Below are 18,145 nucleotides of genomic sequence, written 5' to 3' on the forward strand. Positions count from 1 at the left end.
TCCGTTTGCTAGAGCCGGATGTCTGCAGACTCCCCCGGTTTCAAGGCGATGAGGAGTTCGCTGAGCCCGGCATCGGCGAAAAGCTTGCTGATCTGGTCCGCATTCTGGCTGAAATGTTCCCACGAATCCTCGTGCACTGGAACGACCTTCTTGACACCCATGATCTTGGCCGCCTCCAGGGCCCGGTCATTGCTGAGGGTGATGTACGCGCCATCTGCGATCACATCGAATTTTGCGCCGCCGACGAAGAGCACAGCGATATCAATGGCTGGAAAACGATCCGCAATTTCGCGCACGATATCCAGCTCGGAGTTATCACCGCTGATGTAAATCGTCGGCATGCCCTCTGCTTCGAGGACAAAGCCAATAACGGGCCCGAGTGCGTCCCACACGCCCTCCGGGCCATGATGCGCCGGCACTGCCGTGATTTTCATCTGCCTGCCATCGGGAAGCGTAACGGTATGAGTCTCGTAGTCGCTGGTCCCGCGGACGTTGGGGCCGAAGTTCTTCGCAGCCTCCGTCGTGGTGAGGGCAAGCGGCACCATCGTCAGAAAACCCCGGCCGGCCACGTCCAGGTTGTCGATGTGCTCGTGGGAGGCGAGTGCCAGGTCAACGTGGCCAAGCTCCTCGGGGGTGGCGCTGGGGGCGAGCTTCTTGATGACGGGTCCGGCGATTGGGTGGTGGTAGACCTGGGGGGAATCGAAGGTGGGGTCAGTGATCATCCGGTAGCCGGCGATCTCGAGGAGCAGGGTCGGTCCTCCAATGAGGGTTGCTTTGACGTCGTCCATAATTTCAGTCCTTTATCGGGTCGGTGGCGGCCGGGGTTCAGCTCTTGCTCGTCATTTGAGCCGTGATGTCTTCCGCCCCGTGCAGGACATAGACGAGCTTGCCGTCATCGTCGAAAGCCGGAGCGTTCAGGGGCTGGAACCACCGGGGCTCGAAAATCCCGTCTGAGTTCTCGATGTCATAGCGAACAGGCGGAAGAATATCGATCTTGCCGGTTTCGACAACACGCTCGATGGAGCTGCGCAGAATCTCTGTTCCCTTGGCGTCAGGGTTGTCCGGGTTGTCCGGAAAAGCCTCGAGGATGTCCATGCCGACGATTCCCTCGCGGCTCTTTCCCGTAGATGCAAGGAACGAGTCAGTGGCAGCGACGATCGTTCTGTCGGGGGTGACGATGATGTATTGGTTCGGCAGACTTTCGAAGATTTTCTGAAAGTCGGGGTTATGTGCATCTGAGGATGACACTTCGACTCCTTTCCCTGATGAGCGACTCTTTCGCGTCTCGTATTGCCATTGCAGCAGGTGGGGCCGCCCCCCACTAGTGCAATACATGGACTGGAAGGAGTCAGCGTCCCTGCTGTTTCGCCGACCAGGGCCTGCCGCAGATGTCGGGAAAAACGGGGATGCCCTTTGGCTTGGGCCATCGGCGGCATTTGTCCCAGATCCCTAGAGTCCGAAGGCGGTTCCGTGGCCATGCTCGAACACGAGGTTGGTCTGGGTGCCTGCGACGGCAGGATTCGATGACAGATGGTCCAGTACGAATTGACGGATGTGCTCGGTATTCCTGGCCGTGATGTGGATCAGGAAATCATCTGCACCGCCAAGAACGAAGAATTGCTTGATCTCGGGCAGGTCCCGCAACTCATTTCCGAAGGCATTCATCAGGTGCCGGGCCCCAGGCCTAAGCCGCACGCTGACCAGGGCCTGGAGGGGCAGGCCCATTGCTTCGGGTGCGACTTCGACGGTGAAGCGCTTGATTACCCCCGACTCTTTGAGCGCCTTGAGGCGGGCAAGACAGGTTGACGGCGCAAGTCCGAGGGCCTCCGACAACGACTGATTGGTACGCCTTGAATTATTGGACAGCAGGCCAAGAAGCTTGTGGTCCACTTCGTCCAATGGCACCTGTTGCAGTTTCTGCGAGTCCGACACTCTGTAACGCTCCTCACAATGCAGGAATTAATGAGCTGCTTCCATTCTGCCGCAGATCCTGCGAGCAGGGCTCACGTTTCCGCATTTTCTGTCATTCTTTTGCCCACAAGCATCAATCCCCTCAGAAAGCATGAGTCATGATCATCTCCGTCCCCAAGGAAATCAAGAACAACGAGTTCCGCGTCGCGATCACTGCCGCCGGCGTCCACGAATTCAAAGCAAACGGCCACGACGTGCTCGTGGAAACCGGCGCCGGCGCCGGTTCCGGCATCAGCGATCAGGAGTACGCCCTTGCCGGAGCCGAGATCGTCGAGACCGCAGAGGAGGCCTGGGCGCGGGCCGACATGGTGATGAAGGTCAAGGAACCCGTGGCATCCGAATACCGGCACTTCCGTGAGGGCCTGCTACTTTTCACCTACCTGCACCTTGCAGCGGAACCCGCACTGACCCAGGCGCTTGTCGAATCCGGTGTCACCGCCATCGCGTACGAGACCGTTCAGGAAGGCCGGGCACTGCCGCTGCTCGCCCCGATGTCCGAAGTGGCCGGCCGGCTCTCCGTCCAGGTCGGTGCGACCTCGCTCATGGCGCCGGCAGGGGGCAAGGGTGTGCTGCTCGGCGGCGTTCCGGGCGTCCGTCCCGCCAAGGTTGTCGTCCTCGGTGCAGGCGTCGCCGGCACCAACGCCGCGGCCATGGCGCTCGGCCTCGGCGCCGACGTCACCATCCTGGACATCAACATCAACCGGCTGCGCGAGCTGGACGCCCAGTACCAGGGCCGCCTGAAGACCGTAGCGTCCAACTCATACGAGATCGAAAAGTCCGTTATCGATGCTGATCTCGTCATCGGCTCCGTCCTGATCCCGGGCGCCAAGGCACCCAAGCTCGTCACCAACGACCTCGTGGCCCGGATGAAGCCCGGCTCGGTGCTCGTTGACATCGCCGTGGACCAGGGCGGCTGCTTTGAAGATACCCACCCCACCACGCACCAGGAACCCACGTACAAGGTCCACGAGACGATCTTCTACTGCGTGGCCAACATGCCCGGCGCTGTCCCGAACACCTCCACCTACGCCCTGACCAACGTCACGCTCCGCTACGCGGTGGCTTTGGCCAACTACGGCGTCAAGGGTGCTTTCGACCGGCTCCCCGCTCTCGCCGGCGGTCTGAACGTGGCGGCAGGCAAGGTCACCCACAAGTCTGTCAGCGATGCCCACGGGCATGACCTCGCCGACTGGCAGGACCTGGTAACGGTTTAAGGCATCGGCCGTGTCTGCCCGATAGAAGGCAGACACGGCCCGCTTCACAGGAAGGGAAAGCATCGAATGGCATTTCACCTGCAACCCAAGTGGCAGCCGCTGATTGGCCAGCCGGTCATTGTTAAACTTCAGGATGAGGAGATCCGGCGCGGAGTTGTCGATGCAGTCACCGACGATGATCAAATCCTGTGGCTCGACAGTGACGGCGCTGAGCCCCGCCGGCTATTTCACCGGGCAGACGGTTTCAACGTGTGGGTCGACTACAAGTGGGAAACCGAGAGGTTCAGCCGTTGCCCTGACTTCCAGCGGGAGGCTGCATCATGAGGGGCGGGCAGTCCAAGGCGGCTGGATACGTACAGCATCGGGAACGGTTTCACAGTGATAATGAATTGTCAGCAGCAATCACCAGGCTGCGTTCCCAACGGGACAACAGTGAAGCGTCAGGTGTTCTTGTCACCTGGCACGGCCCCTGGTCCTACACCCTGGAGCTCTGCCACCGGATTCCTCCCGGGCTCGTCTACGAGTGCATCGCGTCTGAACGACTGAATATGGCACTCTAATTCAGACCCGGCCTGACGGGCCGCGCCCATCAGCGCTCCCCCAGCAGGCTCGTAACCTCAACGACCGTCCTTTCCGATGGGCGCCAGGCACACGGTCCGCGCGAATGATGTGCCCGCAGTACATGTCGATCACCTGAACCGCCACGAAAATGGTCGAAGATGAACAGCCGCAAGCCCCTCCCCTACCTGGTGTGTCAGAGAGCGGGGAGCGCCACCGGCCCTGTGCAACCTGGCAACGACAAAGGAACCCTGATGTCCGAACTCACTGTTGAAAGAGCAGATCTCGGCATGGCATGGGCGGTCAAAGACAGCTTTGTCCGCTACGTGCAGTCCATGCATGACGGACGCATACTCTTGCGTGACGGTGCTGCCGTGACCAATACCCGGCAGTTCTATTTCCCGTTCAAGAGCCTGGACCAGTCTGCCGGTGACCACTTTGTGCTCCAGTTCGGTGGGGAGGCGCGCTTCCTCGCCCACCATGGGCTTATGTCGGTCGCAATTTGCAACCCAAAAATAGAAGTCGGGCCGGACGGGGCATGCCTGTCCATCGAGCAAGGAAACGAGACGGTGCAGCTCGCCGATCTCCGTTTGCCGGCGGTGTCGGTGGAAGACGGCGTAACCATGTGGGCGAATGTCCAGGTAGCGTTGACCAGCGCAGGAGCGGCTGTCTTCGCAGACAGCTACTCAGCCGGAGAGACCCTGGCTCCGCTGACCATGAGAGCACCATCCTTCGTGAAAGTACCGTGACGTCGTCTTTGAGGGAACCTGTTCGACACCGCTTGGGGCCGGTGCTGGGAAACACCTGAAGACACGGGTGCGTTTGTTTGTTGCAAGGAGCTCAAGATACGTAGGCGCTTCAACATACCTGGCCCTTCGCGTTTAGGCATGGTTCGTTTGTTTGATCCGGTAGGGGCGGTGGCCGCCGGCGGCGAGTAGGCATCTAAGTCTGTAGTTAGTGAAGTTGCGGAAGCCACGGGCGATTCTGCGGGTGGTTTCGATGACGCCATTTATCGCTTCGGTGGGTCCATTGGAGGCGCCGTTGGTGTCGAAGTAGGCCAGGATCGCTGCCTTCCATTGTTTGAGCGTCCGGCCCAGTCGTGAGATTTCCGGGATCGGGCAGGACGGGAACGAAGCGATCACTTCGTTGATTAGTTCCCTGCCTCGCTCGGGTCTGGCGTGGTAGATGTTGCGGAGCTTCTGGTAGCACTGCCAGGCCAGGGTGACCTCGTGGTGCGGGTCCCCGAGGGTGAGCTTCGCGTCGAGCCGGGCGGTTTGTTTGTCGGTGAGGTGTTCGGCGCCGACTTGCAGCGCCCGGCGGATGCCGTAGAGCGGATCGCCCTTGCGGCCGCGGTGTCCGAGGGTGTCCTGCTGGACGCGGCGGCGGACCTCATCGACCATGGCCGATCCGAGTTTTACGACGTGGAACGCGTCCAGGACGGTGATGGCTTCTGGCAATTCATCGCGGATTGCGTTCGCGTAGCCACGGAACGGATCCAGGGCCGCTGTCTTGATGCCGGTGGTGAAGGCGGCACCGCGCTCTTTGAGCCAGTCGGCGTAGGCCTTCCCGGACCGTCCTGGAACGAGGTTCAGCAACCGGGCGTGAACTATGCCGCGGGCGTCCCGTGTGTGGTCCACGATCCCGGTGACCATGCCGGATCCCGGCGGGCCCGTGTGTGACCAGACATGCTCGTCGACGCCGAGCGCGTTCACGCCGGCCAGCCGTTCCGTGATGCCGATGCGCCTGGTGGCCTCTGCCTTGATGGCGTCCCAGACGGTGTGCCAGGAAAAGCCGAGCTGATGGGCCAGGGCTGAAACGGAAGTGTCGAAACGCTGCAGCGCGTCGGTCGCCCATGCCACTGCCCGGGCGGTGAGTTTCGCCCGCGGCCCGGCCAACGGGTGTTCCTCGGTGAAGGTGTTCCCCCGGACAGTCCGGGTCGGGGCAGCGCCAGACGCGATTGGCCCACAGCAGCCGCACCGGACGACCGAAACACGGGGTGTCATGGAGACGAACCGGCCGGCGGCCGTGCCCGACCGCGACGACGCCGCAGCCCGGACAGCCACTGAGGGTTTCACCGGTTTCGACGTGCAGAACCAGGCCGTTGGCGGTTGCTGTGACGGAGTTGATGTGGAGGCCCTCGACACCGAGCAGCGCATCCGGCGCGCGTGCACCAGCGGCCACCGGAACAAGACATAGAGTTATTCATGTCAGGGTCTCTTTTGGGTGTTGGTTTGCTTGGCCGCAACCAATTCAAAGAGGCCCTGACCTTATTCCCACCGCACCACGCCGCACCGACAACATCCAATGCCCGGCGGGGACAGTCTCAGCCAGCACTAACCACGCTCATCTGCGAAGGGCCACATACCTGGCGCATCCGATCACGACGGATATGGCATGTTCCCGCCCCCTTGGAATGACTGGTGCCGGGGGCAGGAGGCGCGGCGCCGGATGTCCAGGACACGTCCAAGCCGCAACGGCAGCGCCGCCACACCACTTGGTCTACTGGGAAGCCACTGTTGCGGTCGTTCGGACCAGGTGGGCGAAGCGTCGTGCCATTGCCTCAGTATGCTCCCTCACAATCTGGTCTTGATTCTCGAACGCCTGCATACCATGCCCTGCCCGCTCCATGGCAACCGCGTCATTCTCGTCGACCAGGGATAGCCACTGGCGGTAGACCGCCGGCGACAGCTCAGGGTGAAACTGAACTCCCCACGACATTTCGCCTACCCGGAAAGCCTGATGCGGATATTGGGCGGTCATCCCGAGCCAGACCGCCGAAGGTGGCAGGTGGTCGATCATGTCCCCATGCATGGCCCCGGCGCAGAAAGGGCCCGGTAACCCGGCCATCAGGGGATCCCCGGCCGCCTCGGACCGTAATGCTACCTCTACGACTCCCGCCTCGAGGCCCTGGTCGCCCCTGGTCACCGTACCGCCGAAAGTCTGTGCCATCAGCTGAGCTCCGAGGCATATCCCAAGTGTGGGCTTCCTGTGGCTGGCAGCAGCTGCCATAAGGCTGCGGATGTGGGCAAGCCAGTGATAGACATGGTCGTCCAGCGAGCTCATGTCACCGCCCAGGACCACCAGGGCGTCCTCCCGAAGTATTTCCGGGATCACGTCGTCATTAAATGGCTGGACAATTCTGGTGGTTATACCCTCATCGTGCAGCCACAGGCCGAGACGGTCGATCGGGCAATAGGGATCCGGCTGTATGACGAGGGCCTGCAAAGTGCCGGCGCCTCGGGAAAGATCTGGCTGGTAGGTCATGCTCGAATTCCTTATCGGGCGATCGGAGTTTCCAATACTTCAAGGTAGCGAACGGCATCGCCGCGACCGCAGTGCCATTTGCACATGGAGATCCGAATGTGTGTGCTTGCAGAGCTGAGGCATTGGCGCTTCGGATGGCTGGGGTCGACACTATTCACACCATGGGACGGTCCTTGAACAGGAATTTAGTTTGGGCGGCCGTTGCCGTCACTGAAGAACCGCGCGCTGGCCTTCCCGCACCGCCAACCGTGCGGCAATGCCTGTGGGTAGCCAGTCTCCGGATTCTTCGAAGGAATGACCGATGAGCTGCTCTACGCGCTGGAGGCGTTGCCGGAGCGTGTTGCGGTGGATGTGCAACTTGGAGACCGTGTCCGCAATGGATCCCTTGTTGGATAGCAGCATGGCAACTGTTTCGGCCAACTGGGTTCCATTTTCTGCGTCGTAGCGCATGAGGGACCTGAGTTCAGCGAGCACGTCCTTGATCTCCGCAGACATCCCTTCCCCTACGAGCGGCACGTCCTGCAGATGTTCTATTTCGCTGAAAGAGGTGACCCGTCTCCCGGACGTCCTGGCAACCAGTTCTGTCCATGCCAGTGCGGTCTCGGCGTCGGAAAGCGCAGGCTGCAGGGAAGCGACATCGCGGGCCACCGGACCGAGGCCGGCGAAGGCTGAGACGCCGCGGTGTTCGTCGAGCTCAGAAAGAGTTGTCTCCAGCTTCGCCTTGATCTCCTCTCCCGTACCGGAGGGGGTATCAATAAAGAGCAGGCTGAGGGGTCCCTCCGTGAAGACGAGGGACCGTGGGCCGGCCAGTTCCTGCAGGTAGGGGGCAATGCGCCTGGACACCGCATCCGAGTCGAATTTCAGCCGTTTCACCCGTACCAGGACAGGCAGTGTGCGGCCCTTTGACCAGCCTGACTCCTCCAGAATGCGGGCGAATGTGCTCGTGCCGACGCTTCGAAGCAGGCGTGAAGCATGGGAGGAACCTACCGATTCCAGTTCTACTGCTTCAAACAGGGCGGCCAGTTGGGAGCAAATGGCGCTGAGTCGGTCAAGTTCCCTGGCGGAATAGCGGCGTGGACGGTAGCAGGTGACGATGCCCCGGGTGCTCGTCAGGCCGAAGGAAACAGATATCCGCTCATGTCCGGCGAAGTTGGATTCGATAAATTCGGAGGTTGCTGTTCGTGAGTGAGTGGTTCGAACCACTGTTCCGCTTCGCTCGCCCTTGTCCATTGCGATGGCAGTGGGCGGGGATGTGGCTGGACCACGACCGAAATATTCGATGACGCAACCGTCGGAGCTCATGTGCTTGAGGATCGACTGGGCGGCCACTTGAGCGCATTGCAGAACCGAAGTGGCGGAGTTGATCGGGAAATCTACAAGGAAATGTGCTGCTGCAGACTGACGCCGCAAGTCATCAACAGTCTCAGCCTGCAGCAGGCCGCTGGCAAGCAGCATGCCCACCTCGTCGGCAATCAGCTTTGACTCCCACGTGAAGGTTTCCTCGACATACGACCAGAGGCTGAATACACCCAGGAGCGTCCCGGTCGGAGCCACGATCGGGACTACCAGCATCGAGTTGAAATCTTCTTCCTGCAGTTCGCTGATGCTGACGAACCGCGGATCCTGCTGAATGTTTTTGTTAAGGACAACTGACTGCCGGGTAAGCCCCACCCAGCCGGTTACCCCCTCGCCGAGGCGAAGGGTGACCCTTCCAACTTGCTGGCTCTGCACTCCAGCGGTACCTGCACGCATAACAAGAACTTGTTCCTGTTCATCCCACAGGTAGACGAAAACCCCTGCTGAGTTTGTTGCCCTGGCAACCAGGTCCACTGCCCTTTGAGCAAGCGCGAGCGGATCGGGTCCTTCCATCATGAGCTGCGTGAGCTCAGACAGGGTATCTGCCCGGAGCTCTGCTATTTGGAGTTTTTGGCGATAGTCAGCCGGCAGGACCTCGTTCGGTTGCGGCGCCGCGGGCTCAGCAGGGGTATTCATCTTTTCAGCTTAGGAGGCTCATGCCCATGGAGGCCCGACTGAACTGCCTTGGCGCGTTGACGCCAATCCAGGCCGCCTCCTCCTCCGCGGATCCGATCCGGTACAAGGCGGCGTTGCGTTCCTCGGCAGCGTAGACCTGCACAAGTTCGCCTTCCGGCGGAAGCATCCCGTGTACCTGGACCTTTCGACCAAACTGCTCCGTCCATCCGTACGGAGCCTGTTCCAGTTCCATGGATTCGAAGCCGGCGAAGTATTCAGCCAGGGCTGCACCGTGCCGTTGCGCCTGAGTCCAACTCTCGAACCGCCGAAACGTTCCGTCCTCGGCCTGCCGTGCCGAAACGTCTCCGATAGCGAAGATCCCGTCAGCGATTTCACCGCTGGTCAGCAGCGCCTTCCCGTCGGCAGTGCAACGGACTCCGTTGGAAATGTCGAGGTCGCTGTAGGTCAGCCATTCAGTATTGGGCCGGGCGCCGACAGCGCTGATAACAAGGTCGGCGTGCAGGTCCAGGCCGCTGACCTGGACTGTCCATGCGGCATCGGTTTTCTGAATGGACTCCACAGCAACTCCAAAGTGGGTTACAACACCGGCCGAGTGCATCCATGCCTTTGCTTCTTCCCCCAGATGTCCTGAAAAGAAGCGCTGCATTGGTTGCGGAGCCAGATCCACTACGGTGACCGCAAGCCCACGCTGGGCCAGTGTGGAGGCGAGCTCCGCACCAATGGTTCCGGCGCCGATGATGATCGCACTGGCAGCCCCTGCATCCACGGCATTGCGCAGGGCGAGGGCATCCTCGGCGGTTCTCAGGCTGAGAACGCCTGCCGGCTCTTTTGGCAGTCTGATGGAACCGGCTCCGGATGCGATGACGACCGCGTCAGCCGCCACTTCTCCGAGCTTGTCCAGCAGAACAGTCCGCTTGTCAGGGAGCAGCCCGATCGCCTTTGCGTTGAGGATCGGCGTAGCCTCCGGCCACCACTCGGCCGGTTCGACGGAACCAGTGCCTAAAAGAAACTGCTTGGACAGCGGGGGCCGGTCGTAAGGCGCATTCGGGTCGGAATCTATGACGATAAATTCGCCTGCAAACCCAAGCTCACGGCTGCGTTCAATCAGCATCGCCGATGCAACCGAAGCGCCAATAATCGCGACCCGGTCTGGCAGATGTGTCACGACGCCGAAACCTCTGCGGCTTTTTCGCCGGCCTCGGTCGATTCCCGTTCAAGGATTGCCCGTTCAGGGCAGTTCCGGATGGCCTTGCGGACGTTCGGCTCGTCGCCGCTGTTTTCGCGGCCAGGAATGACGTGCGCATAGCCTTCCTCGTCGATCTCGAAGGTTTCGGGTGCCAGCGCCCAGCACCGGGCGTGGCCCTGGCAACGCCCTCCATCGACCCAAAGTTCTCCCATAGTGATCAAGCTCCAATCTTGAGGGTAAGCGGGCCGACGCCGTGCCACGGCTCGTCGTCATTCGCCCGTTCAAAGTGAGGGACAGCCTTCAGGAATTCCTCCATGGCAATAACCATCTCGGCGCGGCCAAGGTTCGATCCAAGGCACCGGTGGATACCGCCGCCGAAGGCCAGATGGCGGTTGTCTTCACGGTCAATCTTGATTTCATTGGGTTCTTCGTAGACCTCCGGGTCCCGGTTGCCCGCGCCGAAGACGAGCACGACGCGTTCCCCGGCCTTGATCTCCTGGCCACGGACAACTGTGTCTGCTTTTGCTGTGCGGGCCATGGCCTGGACCGGAGAAAGCGTCCGCAGGAACTCCTCGGCAGCTGTGGGGATCAGGTCCGGGTCTTCACGCAACTGCTGCTGGGCGTGCGGGTTGCCGGCAAGGTACCAAAGGGCGGACCGGATTGCCCAGGCGGTCGTATCCAGCCCGGCCAGGAAGAGCAGGTAGCAGTACGACAGCAGTTCTTCACGCGTGAGCTTCCGTCCCTTCACCTCCGCTTTCAGAAGCTGGGTGATCAGATCGTTGCTGGCCTCTGCTTCCGGTCCGGCCTTTTCCCGTTCGTCGAGAAGGCGGTCGAAGTAATCGTTGAGCTCGCGTCCGGCCGCGTAGGCCGTTTCAGGATGGGCCGTGCGCTCATAGATGATCTCATCGATCCACCGGTCGAAAATCGGCCAGTCCTGCTCCGGATATCCGGCCAGGCGGCTAAAGATGATTGTCGGCATCGGGCGGGCAAGCTTCGCCGAGACATCAACGACGTCGCCCGCCGCGAGGACCTCCTGGCAGAGCTGCCGGGCGGTCTCCCGCATTCCCGGGCCCAGCTTGGAAACATTCATGGGAGTGAACATCGGCAGCAGGATCTTGCGGAAGTCAGCGTGGGTCGGCGGATCGATGTCAATCGGGATAAGGGGGACATCGGTGCCGAAGGCAGGGAGGAGCATGGAGGGACCGACAGCGAAAGTGTCAGGATCCTGCTCTGCATTGAAGATGTCTTCGCTCTTGGTGATGTACCAAAAGCCCCCATACTTGTCGCTGTGACCGACAGGACCGTTGGCGAGCATGTCCTGGTAGTCGTCGAAAATGTTGTCGAGTGCCCGTCCGTGGAAGTCAAAGTCTGACTTGTTGTGGCTGAGCCCGCGCTCGGTTTCTGTGCTCATGAGAATTGCTCCTGAAGTAGTTGCTCTGACTGTGCGTGTGCCGCGGCCTTCTCCACGAGATCCACGAAGAGAGCCTTCTGGGCTTCGTCATAATCGACCATGTGTTCGGGATGCCACTGCACCCCGATCAGGCTGGCATCATCGGCTTCGATTGCCTCAATAACATCGCCTTCCCGTCCCACAATGCGAAGGGCTTTCCCGAGCCTTCCCAGGCCCTGGTGGTGGTAGCTGTTCACCGGGATGCTCAGGCCTTTAGCGATCCGGGCAAGTTCGGAATCAGGTTCCAGCTGCACCCTGTGCCACGGTTGGTGCGAAGGGTTGTCCTGCCAGTGCCCTCGGTCCGGGCTTACTTCCTGGACCAGGGTTCCGCCGCGAATGACGTTGACAAGCTGCATTCCCCGGCAGGTCGCCAGGACCGGTATGCCACGAAGCATGGCCTCGTTGTAAAGCTCGATCTCGAAATCGTCCCGGATATCGCAGACGTCATAGACCGTGTCGATCGGGTCCTCGCCATACAGTCGGGGGCTGATGTCGCCGCCGCCGGTGAGGATGAGCCCGTCGAACCCTTCAAGGGCCGCATCGGGGATTGTTGCCGTTGACGGAAGAATGGCAGGACGGCCGCCCGCGGCAAGGACGCCGTTGGCGTAGGCCATGTTCTGGACTGTTGAAGGCATCGGGCCGAAGGCGGTATCGACGGTTTGCCGAGCCGCTGAAATGGCAATAAGGGGCGCCCTCATGTCAGTAAACCAGCCAGCCACCGTCGACGTGGATGGTGGTACCGGTCACCCAGCTGGCCTCGTCGCTGGCCAGGAACGCGACGGCGTTGGCAACGTCGGACGGGCGGCCGATACGTCCGAGCGGCGTACGGTCAAGGAGGAACTTCACGGCCTCTTGGTTCTCCAGCACGGACTTGGTGAACGGGGTCTCGATGAAGCCCGGGGCAACAGCATTGACGCGGATCTTGGAAGCCGCGGTTTCGATGGCCAAAGCCTTCGTGAACATCAGGAGTGCACCCTTGGAAGCGTTGTAATGCACCTGGGGGTGCCCGCTGCTGGCGATGACGATATGGGCCTCGACTGATGTGATGTTGACGATGGCGCTGGTTGAATCGTCGCCTCGGGCGGCGGCGCCCTTCTCCAGCAGCGGACGTGCAGCCTGGCTGACCAGGAACGGGCCTGTGGAGTTCACGGCGAAGACCTGGTCCCATTCGGCAACGCCGAGGTCATCGAAGTTGCTGCCCTTGACGATGCCTGCGTTGTTGACGAGGGTGTCGAGCCGGCCGAACTTGGCATCGATCTCGGCCATGCCGCTGCCGACCGAAGCCTCGTCGGCGACGTCCATAACAACAGGAACCATTTCCGGGTGCTGGCCAACCAGGCGCTCGAGCGCGGCCTCGTCACGGTCGAGGGCTACGACGGTAGCGCCCTCCTTGAGCAGCTTTTCTGCGATGGCAAGGCCGTTTCCGGACGCGGCTCCGGTGACTGCGGCGATCTTTCCGGGGTGAGTAGTCATTGGGTGTTTCTTCTTTCTTGGTAAGGAAAATGGTGGATTGAACGCTTCTCAGCGCTGCACTGGGCGCTAGATTCGTTCCAGGTAACGTGCGATTTCGAAGTCGGTGACACTGGTCTGAAGCTTGCGGAGCTCCCAGCGCCTCGTCTGGACGTAGTGCGTGACGAAGGTTTCACCGAAGTACTCCTTGGCGACCTCGCTCTTCTCGAACTGTTCGATGGCCTGGCCGAGTGTTGCGGGGAGCTCCTTTACCTGGTGTCCCTCCTCCAGGGCGTATGCGTTGCCTACCACCCGCTTGGGAGCGGTCATCTTTGTGTCCACGCCGTGCAGGCCGGCGGCGATGCTGGCAGCGATGACCAGGTAAGGATTGGCGTCAGCGCCAGGTACCCGGTTTTCGATGCGCGCAGCACTGCCCGTTGACGGGATGGACCTGATGGCAACCGTACGGTTGTCCAGGCCCCAGGTGGCGCTGGATCCGGCCCATTGCCCGCCTTCGGTCCGCTTATAGGAGTTGATGGTGGGCAGGTAGAGGGCGGTAAGCTCCGGCGCCGTCTCGACGACGCCCGCCAGGTAGTTGTACCCGACGGCGCTCAGCTCGCCGGGCTCCTCGGCATTGGCGAAAGCTGACTTGCCGGATTCCGGATCCCAGAGACTCTGGTGCATGTGCCCGGAGGAGCCGGCCCACTCCGGGTTGATCTTGGCCATGAACGATGCCGTGTAGCCGGCTTCAGCTGCGACCTCCTTGACGGTGGCCTTAAGCCGGAGGGCGTTGTCCGCGGCTGCGAGAGCATCCGAGTAGTGGATGTTCATCTCGAACTGGCCCGGGCCGTTTTCGCTGTTGCTGGCCTCGATGAAAATACCCTGCTCAGACAGGCGGCGGCGGATCTCGCCGATGAGGAACTCGGTGCCTGTGTCCCTGACGAGGCTGTAGGTGTGGCTGCCAGCCGTGATGGGAGTCAGGTCACGCCAGCCGTTGGCGGCAAGCTCGGTTGGAGTCCCCTTGAACAGGTAAAACTCGAACTCGTAGGCGCAGACCGGCGAGTAACCGAGGTCTTCGGCTTTCTTCACAACCCGCTTAAGAATGCTCCGGGGACAGATCGCCGCCGGCTCGCCGGACATTTCGTAGGCATCGCAAATGACGGATGCGACCCCAGGTTCCCCCGGAACAACCTTCAGGGTGTTGAGATCCGGCAGCAGGGTCACGTCAGGGTAGCCCGAGTCCCACCCCGTGTAGCTGAGATCAGAAATGATCTCATCCTGAATGTCCCAGCCGAAGATGATGTTGCAGATGTTTGTGCCGCGCTCAGCGACACTTTCCAGGAAGTACCGGGCGGGGATGCGCTTGCCGCGCCACACACCGTCCAGGTCCACGACGCCCACTTTGAAGGTTTTGATGTCGTTTTCGGAGACGAACTTTTGCAGTTCGTCGTGGGCTGACCTTGCGGCGGTTTTATCCTGCATGTCGATTGCCTCGAGTTCTTGGAGGTCCTCCGGGACCTGTGTGATCGGATTCACTGTGTACCTCTTTATCCTCATTGATATCGGTTACTAAAGACACTAAATGCGGGGTCTCGCGGGCGTATGTGCAAAGTGCACATCATGATTGCCGGCTACATGCATTCGGTAAGCCACGTCACATTTGAGACCGCGTCCCTGCACTCAGGCCAAGGCTTTGTTGTGTTCCTGCCCGGTTCCAGGGGTGCGAAAATCCCCGGAACCGAGCGGGCAGGCAGGCTTAGTAGACGTCCTTGACGTAACGTCCTTCGCCTTTCATGGACTGCAGGTAGTCGTGCGCCAATTCGGGCGTCATTCCACCGTGGCTGATGAGCACGGCCAGCAAGGCTTCGTCAACGTCAGGTGCTATCTGTTTGCCGCCGCACACGTAGACCGAAGCACCGCCCGACAGCCAGGCAAAAACGTCTTCACCTTCCTCGCGGATCCTGTCCTGGACGTAGACCTTGCCCTGTTGATCCCGGGAAAACGCCAGGCTGAGCCGGTCCAGCACTCCATTGGTCTGCAGTTCTTCCATTTCATCCTGATAGAGCCAGGACGGCTTCTCGTGACGGTCCCCGAAGAGCAGCCAGTTCCGTCCCCGGGCCTGTGAGACTTCGCGCTCACGAAGGAAGCCGCGGAACGGGGCAATTCCGACGCCTGGGCCGATCATGATCACATCAGTTGAGCTGTCGTCGGGCAGGTGGAACTCGTGGGCCGGCAGCGGGAACACTTTCATGGCCGTCTTGGTTTCCGCGGCGGACTGGAGGAAACCGCTGCAAGCGCCCGAATGCCGGCGCCCGGCAGCCTCGTACCGCACGGAAGAGACCGTCAGGTGGACACGGTCACCGTCAGCAAGTGGACTGGATGCGATGGAGTAAGACCGGTGCTGCAAAGGCCGCAGCATTGGGATGAACTCGTGCGGATCAACATCTGTTGATCTCGTTTCCTGCAGGACGTCCAGCATGTCCCGTCCCCACAGCCAATTCTCCAACGCCAGGCGATCACCGGACTCGACGAGGTTCCGCACGGGATGATCGGGCGCGAGATCTTCAACCAGCCAGGCCACGATGCCCAGATGAGGCAGCCGAAGCTCATAGTCGTTTTGGAGGGACTCGCGTACTGTCTTGCCGTCGTTACCGAACACCTCGCTTCCCTCGAGGCCCAGAAAGGCGAGGAGGTCATCGACGAGCTCGCCGGAGTTGGCCGGGATTACGGCGAGTGAGTCACCCGGCCGGTAGTTGCGGCCGTCGCCGCTGACCTCCAGCTCATAGTGCCAGACCTCTTTTTCAGACTCCGGAGCGCTCAGGAGGCGGGCCTCGACGACAGTGGCCGTATCAGGTTCCCGGCGGGTGGTTTTGGGCTGCTCAGCGGGCGTTGTTCCCGGGGCGGAGGAGGCTTGCGGGGTTTTGCCTGGCTTCTTGGGAACAACTGTCTTGAAGGTCTCAAGCATGCCCTTGATCCACTTGCCCGACGTCAGGTCATAGTCGACATCGCAGTCAAGGCGGTCAAGGATCCGCTTGCCGCCGAGTTCGCCAAGACGTGTGTCAAGGTCGATGCCGGCCTTGCAGAAGTCTTCGTACATCGAGTCGCCAATGGCAAGGACCGCGAAGGGCACATCCTCAAAGAGGTCTGCGCCAGCGCTCTGAAGTTGATCCCAAAACGGTTGCGCGTTATCGGGCATGTGGCCGTTGTCGTGTGTGGCGGTAACGATCAGCAGCCGGTCCTTGCGCGCCGCATCTTCGGGGGTGAGCATGTCCAGGCTCATCAGCTCGGCTGCATAGCCCTGGGCGTTTGCCTTGTCCACGATCTTGGATGCCAGGAATTCTGCGTTCCCGGTCTGGCTGCCGTAAAGCACGCTCAGGGTCTGCACAGCACTGTCTGTTGCACCGGAAACTTCGGAAGAGATGCCTTGGTCGGTGCGGACCAGTTCCCCTGTCTCAGTTGTCACGATCAGTCCTTACAAAGACGGTTTTGAGTTCGGTGTAGGCCTCGATGGCTGCCTGGCCCAGTCCGCGGCCGATGCCGGACTGCTTGAAGCCGCCGAAGGGCGTTTGCATCCGGATCGAAGAGTTGGAGTTGACGGACAGAGCCCCGGACTCCACTCCCCGTGCTGTCCTGAGTGCCTGGCCTACATCGTTGGTCCAGATGGAGCCGCTGAGCCCGTAGATGGAGCTGTTTGCCAGGGCGATGGCTTCTTCCTCGGTGTCAAAGGGGATGACCGAGGCGATGGGGCCGAAGATCTCATCAGTTGCCACCCGGCTCTTGGGGTCCGGCGCAATAACGATCCGCGGTGCCATCCAGAAGCCGGGACCCTCCGGTGCCTCGCCTGCGGTGACAACGTTCAGTCCGTCACCGAGGAAGCTGGACACGGATTCGCGGTGGCTGGCCGATACCAGAGGGCCGAGATTTGTTGTGGCATCGAGCGGGTTACCGATCTTCAGGGCGCGGGTCGTTTCGATGAACCCTTCAACGAACTCGTCGAAGACTCCCCGCTGAACGAGAAAACGGCTGCGGGCGCAGCAGTCCTGACCAGTGTTGTCGAAGACAGACATAGGCGCCGCCTGGACGCACTTTGCAAGGTCTACGTCGTTGTAGACGATGCTGGCGGACTTGCCACCCAGTTCGAGGGTGACCCGTTTCATCGTCTTGGACGCTGCCTGGATAATCGACCGGCCGGTTTCGGTGGAACCGGTGAAACTGACCTTGTTAACGCCGGGGTGTTCGGCAAGGGCGTTACCGACGCGTGCCCCAGAGCCGGTGAGGACCTGCAGCGCGTCGCCGACGACGCCCAGTTCGTTCACGATTTGGCCAAGACGGACAGTGGACAGCGGGGTGAGGGCCGCAGGCTTAACGATTACGGCGTTGCCGCAGGCGAGGGCAGGTGCGATACCCCATGACGCGATCGGCAGAGGGAAGTTCCACGGGGAGATGACGGCTACGACGCCCATCGGCTCACGGAAGGTCATGCTGATGCCACCGTCGACGGGAATGGTGTCGCCGAGGATCTTGTCGATAATGCCCGCGTAGTACTTGAAGCATTCGGCTACTCCGAGCACTTCCTGCCGGGCGGCGGCCAGCGGTTTGCCCACGTCGGTTGATTCGAGCAAGGCCAGCTCGTCGGTGTGCGCGATGACAGCGTCCGCGATGGCCCAGAGGGCGTCACGGCGTTCGGCGATAGGCTTCCGCGCCCAAATGCTCTGCGCCTTCCGGGCACGCTCGACGGCCGCGTCAACCTCAGCCAAGTCGTACGAAGGGACTTCACCAATCAGTTCCTCTGTAGCGGGGTTGTAAACGGAAATAATGCTGCTCATACTCGGGTGCTCCTTCAGGAGAGTGGATTTCGTCAAAGATTCCTAGTCCCATGTGGAGTCTGGGAAGCTCCGTTGGTATCGAGCATGCCCGGGCTCCGGCCAGGGAGCGAGTGCGACGGGCACCACATCGATGTCAGGCATGTGCAACATGCACACCGGGGTGACATGCGCCAAAACTGTGCATTGCGACCATGAGCGGTGGGGATAGTGTGCAGAGCTGACACAGCAGCGTGTA

General features: G+C 61.1%; 16 protein-coding genes and 1 pseudogene. 3 read left to right on the forward strand and 14 right to left on the reverse strand.

The genetic code is table 11. The features are described 5' to 3' along the window. Nucleotides 1-8: 8 nt before the first annotated feature. The 3 genes from ACNAOU_RS13415 to ACNAOU_RS13425 all read right to left on the reverse strand — a co-directional run bounded on the left by ACNAOU_RS13415 (nucleotide 9) and on the right by ACNAOU_RS13425 (nucleotide 1,905). Complete coding sequence (locus ACNAOU_RS13415; protein ID WP_133830826.1) at nucleotides 9-788, reverse strand: MBL fold metallo-hydrolase; 780 nt, start codon at nucleotides 786-788, stop codon at nucleotides 9-11. A 37-nt stretch (nucleotides 789-825) separates the two neighbouring features. Continuing rightward, nucleotides 826-1,248 (reverse strand): PAS domain S-box protein, encoded by a 423-nt coding sequence (locus tag ACNAOU_RS13420; RefSeq protein WP_205679365.1) that lies wholly within the window; start codon nucleotides 1,246-1,248, stop codon nucleotides 826-828. A gap of 201 nt (nucleotides 1,249-1,449) precedes the next feature. Then, complete coding sequence (locus ACNAOU_RS13425; RefSeq protein WP_235509700.1) at nucleotides 1,450-1,905, reverse strand: Lrp/AsnC family transcriptional regulator; 456 nt, start codon at nucleotides 1,903-1,905, stop codon at nucleotides 1,450-1,452. 164 nt (nucleotides 1,906-2,069) lie between these two features. Here ACNAOU_RS13425 and ald point away from each other — a divergent pair, with 164 nt between their 5' ends. From ald to ACNAOU_RS13440, 3 genes are all read left to right on the forward strand, one after another. Then, nucleotides 2,070-3,185, forward strand: a complete 1,116-nt coding sequence (gene ald / locus ACNAOU_RS13430) for an alanine dehydrogenase (protein WP_166183130.1) — start codon at nucleotides 2,070-2,072, stop codon at nucleotides 3,183-3,185. Nucleotides 3,186-3,251: 66 nt separating this feature from the next. Further along, a complete protein-coding gene (locus ACNAOU_RS13435; RefSeq protein WP_133830829.1) occupies nucleotides 3,252-3,509 on the forward strand; it encodes a hypothetical protein in 258 nt (85 codons plus the stop codon). Between the two features lie 488 nt (nucleotides 3,510-3,997). Next, entirely contained in the window at nucleotides 3,998-4,492 is a 495-nt protein-coding gene (locus ACNAOU_RS13440) for an HtaA domain-containing protein (protein WP_242703048.1), read from the forward strand. A gap of 132 nt (nucleotides 4,493-4,624) precedes the next feature. Here ACNAOU_RS13440 and ACNAOU_RS13445 read toward each other — a convergent pair. The 11 genes and pseudogenes from ACNAOU_RS13445 to ACNAOU_RS13495 all read right to left on the reverse strand — a co-directional run bounded on the left by ACNAOU_RS13445 (nucleotide 4,625) and on the right by ACNAOU_RS13495 (nucleotide 17,910). Continuing rightward, nucleotides 4,625-5,949: pseudogene (locus ACNAOU_RS13445) on the reverse strand (ISL3 family transposase). Nucleotides 5,950-6,242: 293 nt separating this feature from the next. Then, entirely contained in the window at nucleotides 6,243-7,007 is a 765-nt protein-coding gene (locus ACNAOU_RS13450; protein WP_133830830.1) for a type 1 glutamine amidotransferase, read from the reverse strand. 207 nt (nucleotides 7,008-7,214) lie between these two features. Further along, nucleotides 7,215-8,999 carry a helix-turn-helix domain-containing protein gene (locus ACNAOU_RS13455; RefSeq protein WP_133830831.1) on the reverse strand — a complete coding sequence of 595 codons (1,785 nt, stop codon included), beginning with the start codon at nucleotides 8,997-8,999 and terminating at the stop codon, nucleotides 7,215-7,217. Nucleotides 9,000-9,003: 4 nt separating this feature from the next. After that, the gene (locus ACNAOU_RS13460) at nucleotides 9,004-10,164 is read right to left on the reverse strand and encodes an NAD(P)/FAD-dependent oxidoreductase (RefSeq protein ID WP_242703047.1); all 1,161 of its coding nucleotides are present in this window, start codon (nucleotides 10,162-10,164) and stop codon (nucleotides 9,004-9,006) included. Then, nucleotides 10,161-10,397, reverse strand: a complete 237-nt coding sequence (locus tag ACNAOU_RS13465; protein ID WP_133830832.1) for a ferredoxin — start codon at nucleotides 10,395-10,397, stop codon at nucleotides 10,161-10,163. The genes ACNAOU_RS13460 and ACNAOU_RS13465 overlap by 4 nt, the downstream gene beginning before the upstream one ends. A gap of 5 nt (nucleotides 10,398-10,402) precedes the next feature. Further along, nucleotides 10,403-11,596, reverse strand: coding sequence for a cytochrome P450 (locus ACNAOU_RS13470; RefSeq protein ID WP_133830833.1), 1,194 nt, complete (start codon nucleotides 11,594-11,596; stop codon nucleotides 10,403-10,405). Further along, complete coding sequence (locus tag ACNAOU_RS13475) at nucleotides 11,593-12,333, reverse strand: gamma-glutamyl-gamma-aminobutyrate hydrolase family protein (RefSeq protein ID WP_133830834.1); 741 nt, start codon at nucleotides 12,331-12,333, stop codon at nucleotides 11,593-11,595. Before ACNAOU_RS13475 ends, ACNAOU_RS13470 begins: the two co-directional genes overlap by 4 nt. A gap of 1 nt (nucleotide 12,334) precedes the next feature. Next, on the reverse strand, nucleotides 12,335-13,108 hold the full coding sequence (locus tag ACNAOU_RS13480) for an SDR family NAD(P)-dependent oxidoreductase (protein WP_133830835.1): 774 nt from the start codon (nucleotides 13,106-13,108) through the stop codon (nucleotides 12,335-12,337). Nucleotides 13,109-13,174: 66 nt separating this feature from the next. Next, nucleotides 13,175-14,620, reverse strand: coding sequence for a glutamine synthetase family protein (locus ACNAOU_RS13485; RefSeq protein ID WP_422757070.1), 1,446 nt, complete (start codon nucleotides 14,618-14,620; stop codon nucleotides 13,175-13,177). Between the two features lie 220 nt (nucleotides 14,621-14,840). After that, nucleotides 14,841-16,547 (reverse strand): diflavin oxidoreductase, encoded by a 1,707-nt coding sequence (locus tag ACNAOU_RS13490; protein WP_133830836.1) that lies wholly within the window; start codon nucleotides 16,545-16,547, stop codon nucleotides 14,841-14,843. Beyond that, nucleotides 16,537-17,910 (reverse strand): aldehyde dehydrogenase family protein, encoded by a 1,374-nt coding sequence (locus ACNAOU_RS13495; RefSeq protein ID WP_133830837.1) that lies wholly within the window; start codon nucleotides 17,908-17,910, stop codon nucleotides 16,537-16,539. Before ACNAOU_RS13495 ends, ACNAOU_RS13490 begins: the two co-directional genes overlap by 11 nt. Nucleotides 17,911-18,145: the final 235 nt, after the last annotated feature.

This window comes from Paenarthrobacter sp. C1, assembly GCF_049315185.1.
GTDB lineage: Bacteria > Actinomycetota > Actinomycetes > Actinomycetales > Micrococcaceae > Arthrobacter > Arthrobacter nicotinovorans.

Coding starts and splice junctions, on each gene's coding strand:
- ald (WP_166183130.1), top strand. CDS start 2,070: ATGATCATCTCCGTCCCCAAGGAAATCAAGAACAACGAGTTCCGCGTC.
- ACNAOU_RS13440 (WP_242703048.1), top strand. CDS start 3,998: ATGTCCGAACTCACTGTTGAAAGAGCAGATCTCGGCATGGCATGGGCG.
- ACNAOU_RS13465 (WP_133830832.1), bottom strand. CDS start 10,397: ATGGGAGAACTTTGGGTCGATGGAGGGCGTTGCCAGGGCCACGCCCGG.
- ACNAOU_RS13480 (WP_133830835.1), bottom strand. CDS start 13,108: ATGACTACTCACCCCGGAAAGATCGCCGCAGTCACCGGAGCCGCGTCC.
- ACNAOU_RS13495 (WP_133830837.1), bottom strand. CDS start 17,910: ATGAGCAGCATTATTTCCGTTTACAACCCCGCTACAGAGGAACTGATT.
- ACNAOU_RS13470 (WP_133830833.1), bottom strand. CDS start 11,596: ATGAGCACAGAAACCGAGCGCGGGCTCAGCCACAACAAGTCAGACTTT.
- ACNAOU_RS13455 (WP_133830831.1), bottom strand. CDS start 8,999: ATGAATACCCCTGCTGAGCCCGCGGCGCCGCAACCGAACGAGGTCCTG.
- ACNAOU_RS13450 (WP_133830830.1), bottom strand. CDS start 7,007: ATGACCTACCAGCCAGATCTTTCCCGAGGCGCCGGCACTTTGCAGGCC.
- ACNAOU_RS13415 (WP_133830826.1), bottom strand. CDS start 788: ATGGACGACGTCAAAGCAACCCTCATTGGAGGACCGACCCTGCTCCTC.
- ACNAOU_RS13475 (WP_133830834.1), bottom strand. CDS start 12,333: ATGAGGGCGCCCCTTATTGCCATTTCAGCGGCTCGGCAAACCGTCGAT.
- ACNAOU_RS13435 (WP_133830829.1), top strand. CDS start 3,252: ATGGCATTTCACCTGCAACCCAAGTGGCAGCCGCTGATTGGCCAGCCG.